The sequence below is a fragment of the Mesorhizobium loti R88b genome (assembly GCF_013170845.1).
GTDB classification, from domain to species: domain Bacteria; phylum Pseudomonadota; class Alphaproteobacteria; order Rhizobiales; family Rhizobiaceae; genus Mesorhizobium; species Mesorhizobium loti_B.
This window is the reverse complement of record NZ_CP033367.1, coordinates 1977501-1982500: the sequence shown is the minus strand read 5'-3', so window position 1 is coordinate 1982500 and position 5000 is coordinate 1977501. Positions and strand designations below refer to the sequence as shown.

1 protein-coding gene, 1 tRNA gene, 2 rRNA genes and 1 pseudogene are annotated in these 5000 nt (G+C 55.2%); all 5 read right to left on the bottom strand.

Annotated features, from left to right (window positions below):
• Nucleotides 1–78 precede the first annotated feature (78 nt).
• Nucleotides 79–391, bottom strand: a pseudogene (locus EB235_RS09670) (type II toxin-antitoxin system RelE/ParE family toxin).
• Between the two features lie 3 nt (nucleotides 392–394).
• Nucleotides 395–661 (bottom strand): type II toxin-antitoxin system ParD family antitoxin, encoded by a 267-nt coding sequence (locus tag EB235_RS09665; RefSeq protein WP_027031199.1) that lies wholly within the window; start codon nucleotides 659–661, stop codon nucleotides 395–397.
• Nucleotides 662–1486: 825 nt separating this feature from the next.
• A tRNA-Met gene (locus EB235_RS09660) sits at nucleotides 1487–1563 on the bottom strand.
• A 248-nt stretch (nucleotides 1564–1811) separates the two neighbouring features.
• Nucleotides 1812–1926: ribosomal RNA gene (rrf, locus tag EB235_RS09655) — 5S ribosomal RNA — on the bottom strand.
• Between the two features lie 227 nt (nucleotides 1927–2153).
• Nucleotides 2154–4975, bottom strand: a 23S ribosomal RNA gene (locus EB235_RS09650).
• Between the last annotated feature and the right edge of the window lie 25 nt (nucleotides 4976–5000).

Genomic DNA, 5000 nt, shown 5'->3' with positions numbered 1-5000 from the left:
ACCGGGCGCGTATGACCGGCCTGAGAACCGCGGTCCTGGCAGGGAGAATGTCGGCCGCCACGCAGCCTGATCCCTGCTTCAGGGCCTGTCTTCCAGCAATTCCGGGGTGATGGTTCCGGCCAGCGTAAAAGATGCCCAGGATCAGCACCCGTTCGCCGTCGACCGCAAAAGCAATGCTGACGGCGCGCCGGTAACCAACAATCCGCAGCCCAGGCACGATTTCGACCCGCTCTGTGCCGCGCTGTGGAAAAGTCGACAGGGCCAGGCAATGGTCGCGAATGCCCGCAACAAAATTCCACGCGACCACCGGCGACGCACGTTCGGCTATGTCGTCATAGAGCTGTTCGAGCTCGGCTTCCGCCTTGGGATGGAAGACAATCCGATACTCCATCCGCTATTTCACGCTCGCCTGCTTCGCGCGATGACGCACTTTCAGCCGCGAGAAAACCGTCTCGGCGGGAATTCCTTTCTCCGGATCCTGTTGAAGCTCGGTCAGGCGCGCCGGGATCTCCTCGCGCAACCATTTCTCTCGCTCCGCCTCGAAATCCTCGAGCATGCGCAGGCCGGCGCGGACAACCTCGCTGGCATTGTTATAGCGACCTGATTCGAGCTGTTTCCGGATGAAGCTCTCATAGTGGTCGTTCAGAGCGTAATTGGGCATCGCAACCTCCTGGAAGAACGCGCAGGCACACAGGAGATATAGCAATAGCTGCTATCTATTGCCACTATCGATTGATTCGGGCGCACTGTGACTGCCTATGATTCGGCGTGTCCCGCAGGCAGGGCGTGATTCGCTCGATTCGGCGCAACCGATATGTCGCCTCTGCTCCCAATGCCGACGGCGCCATCGAGGATCGAACCGCAATCGACAGCTGCGGCAATCTGTTCTCGTCATCCAGGAAATGCGACGGGCACTGAAGCCGACTGAAAAGAGGCCCGCCGGCTAAATTCATTTGGCAATTGGTTGTGGGTCGCCGCTCCGATTCGGCTCTTGCCGTTGGCTTGTGCTTCGAGACGACCTGATTCCTATCTGCGCGCCTGGGCTGAAGTTGCTTTCAAACCCTTCGTTCCTCATCAACTCGATAACGCCCGAGCCCTGATACGCGAAACGGCCCGCCTGGTTATTGTCTGGCGGGCTTGTTTTGAGAGTTTGGTATTTTGGACATGATTTGCGTTTTGTGTCCCGCGGCTTTGGCTCTGCCTGCTTGCGGGGGCCTGATGACGGGTCAAAATCGCCGGCCAGCAGAGCCAGATACAAACCGGCCAGCAGAGCCAGATACAAACCGGCCAGCAGAGCCAGATACAAAAAAGGCCCGCTTGAAGCAGGCTTGTTTTGAGAGTTTGGTTTTGTGGAGAGGATTTGCGGTTTGTGTCCCGCGGCTTTGGCTCGGTCTGCTTGAGGGCCCCTGATGACGGGTCAAAATCGCCGATCACCAGAGCAAGATACAAAAAAGGCCCGCTTGAGGGCGGGCCATTTTTAAGAGTTTGGTTGCGGGGACAGGATTTGAACCTGTGACCTTCAGGTTATGAGCCTGACGAGCTACCGGGCTGCTCCACCCCGCGCCACCTCTAGGCAAGCGTTTGCTTGCCGAACTTAGCAAGCGCTTGCTTGCTAAACTAGGCAAGCGTTTGCTTGCCGAACTTAGCAAGCGCTTGCTTGCTTAATGCTGCGATCGCCGTGGGCGATTGCGATATTGAGCACCAAATGAAAGGGCCGCATTCGCGGCCCGTGTTCCCGTTGGCGGGCCTTTTCGTAGAGAGAAGATTTCACTTCATCCGCTTGGATGAGAGTTTTAACGTGCATTTAGCAGACCTGGCAGCGACCTACTCTCCCGCGTCTTGAGACGAAGTACCATCAGCGCTGGAGCGTTTCACGGCCGAGTTCGGAATGGGATCGGGTGCAGCCGCTCCGCCATAACCACCAGGTCGGCAAAACGCACGTTATTCGAGAAGCTGTTTTCTGTGCCAAGGCGACGTTCGCGTTTTGCTAACGGGCAAGGCCCGCAAGCGCGACTGCGCGTCGCCGGTTTTCCGGCGCCCTCGCGGAGCATAGGCCCGTAAGGGCCGCTCATGCGTGAGCGCTGGTAAGACCATCTGACTTCTGGCGCAATCCAAAGGATTGTCGCCAATCGAGATGAGCATAAGGAATGAGAACGATCAAGCCGATCGAACTATTAGTACCGGTAAGCTTCAAGCGTTGCCGCTCTTCCACACCCGGCCTATCAACGTGGTCGTCTTCCACGGTTCTCAGGGAATACTCGTTTTAAGGTGGGTTTCCCGCTTAGATGCCTTCAGCGGTTATCCCGTCCGGATATAGCTACCCTGCTATGCGGCTGGCGCCACAACAGGTCCACCAGAGATCCGTCCATCCCGGTCCTCTCGTACTAGGGACAGATCCTTTCAATATTCCTACACCCACGGCAGATAGGGACCGAACTGTCTCACGACGTTCTGAACCCAACTCACGTACCGCTTTAAATGGCGAACAGCCATACCCTTGGGACCTGCTCCAGCCCCAGGATGCGATGAGTCGACATCGAGGTGCCAAACAACCCCGTCGATATGGACTCTTGGGGGTCATCAGCCTGTTATCCCCGGCGTACCTTTTATCCGTTGAGCGATGGCCCTTCCACGCGGGACCACCGGATCACTATGACCGACTTTCGTCTCTGCTCGACTTGTCAGTCTCGCAGTCAGGCAGGCTTATGCCATTGCACTCAGCGAACGATTTCCGACCGTTCTGAGCCCACCATCGCGCGCCTCCGTTACTCTTTAGGAGGCGACCGCCCCAGTCAAACTACCCACCATACATTGTCCCGGACCCGGATAACGGGCCGCGGTTAGACATCCATAGTAATAAGGGTGGTATTTCAAGGGTGGCTCCACCTGAGCTGGCGCCCAGGTTTCAAAGCCTACCACCTATCCTACACATGCCACTACGAATGCCAATGTAAAGCTATAGTAAAGGTGCACGGGGTCTTTCCGTCTAACCGCAGGAACCCCGCATCTTCACGGGGAATTCAATTTCACTGAGTCTATGCTGGAGACAGCGGGGAAGTCGTTACGCCATTCGTGCAGGTCGGAACTTACCCGACAAGGAATTTCGCTACCTTAGGACCGTTATAGTTACGGCCGCCGTTTACTGGGGCTTCGATTCAGAGCTTGCACCCCTCCTCTTAACCTTCCAGCACCGGGCAGGCGTCAGACCCTATACGTCGTCTTGCGACTTCGCAGAGCCCTGTGTTTTTGATAAACAGTCGCTACCCCCTGGTCTGTGCCACCCTCCTCTACTTGCGTAGAAAAGGGTCACGCTTCTTCCGAAGTTACGCGTGCAATTTGCCGAGTTCCTTCAGCATAGTTCTCTCAAGCGCCTTGGTATACTCTACCAGACCACCAGTGTCGGTTTCGGGTACGGTTTATAAGGAGGAGCTATTTCCTGGAACCACGCAGCAGCCCGTTCAATCCGATAAGATTGGACTACCTCAATGATCCGTCACTACCTCCAAGCCCACGAATATTAACGTGGTTCCCATCGACTACGCGTTTCCGCCTCGTCTTAGGGGCCGGCTAACCCTGCTCAGATTAGCTTTAAGCAGGAACCCTTGGTCTTTCGGCGGGGGAGTCTCTCACTCCCCTTACGTTACTCATGTCAGCATTCGCACTTCTGATACCTCCACCACCCCTCACGGGTATGGCTTCATCAGCTTACAGAACGCTCCGCTACCGCTTGGCCCTTGCGGACCAAACCCTAAGCTTCGGTGTATGGCTTTAGCCCCGTTACATTTTCGGCGCAAAGACCCTTATTTAGACCAGTGAGCTGTTACGCTTTCTTTAAATGATGGCTGCTTCTAAGCCAACATCCTGGTTGTTTTGGGATCCTCACATCCTTTCCCACTTAGCCATAACTTGGGGACCTTAGCTGTAGGTCAGGGTTGTTTCCCTTTTCACGACGGACGTTAGCACCCGCCGTGTGTCTGCCGACTAGTACTCCCAGGTATTCGGAGTTTGGTTAGGTTTGGTAATCCGGTGAGGACCCCTAGCCCATCCAGTGCTCTACCCCCTGGGGTATTCGGTCGACGCTCTACCTAAATAGATTTCGCGGAGAACCAGCTATTTCCGAGTTTGATTGGCCTTTCACCCCTAGCCACAAGTCATCCCGAACTATTGCAACAGTTATGGGTTCGGTCCTCCAGTAAGTGTTACCTTACCTTCAACCTGCTCATGGCTAGATCACTCGGTTTCGGGTCTAATGCGACGAACTGAACGCCCTGTTCAGACTCGCTTTCGCTGCGCCTACACCTATCGGTTTAAGCTTGCTCGTCACACTAAGTCGCTGACCCATTATACAAAAGGTACGTGGTCACCCAGGACGAACCTTGGGCTTCCACTGTTTGTAGGCAACCGGTTTCAGGTACTCTTTCACTCCCCTTGTCGGGGTGCTTTTCACCTTTCCCTCACGGTACTAGTTCGCTATCGGTCATGCACGAGTACTTAGGCTTGGAGGGTGGTCCCCCCAATTTCAGACAGGATTTCACGTGTCCCGCCTTACTCGAGGACGATTGATTGCATTACGCGTACGGGGCTGTCACCCACTATGGCCCTACTTTCCAGAAGGTTCCGCTTGTCTCTCAATCGCCACTGGCCTGGTCCGGGTTCGCTCGCCACTACTTCCGGAGTCTCGGTTGATGTCCTTTCCTACGGGTACTTAGATGTTTCAGTTCCCCGCGTTCGCCACTTTACCCCTATGTATTCAGGGTAAGTTACCTATTATCGATACTTGGAAACCACAGCAGCAAGTCGGCCTTGCGACCTTCTGGCTGCTCTGATTTTCCAAGTACCTTAGGTGGGTTTCCCCATTCGGAAATCTACGGATCAAAGGGTATTCGCACCTCCCCGTAGCTTATCGCAGCGTATCACGTCCTTCATCGCCTGTGCATGCCAAGGCATCCACCAATTGCCCTTAAGACACTTGATCGTTCTCATTGCCAATGCCCATCCGC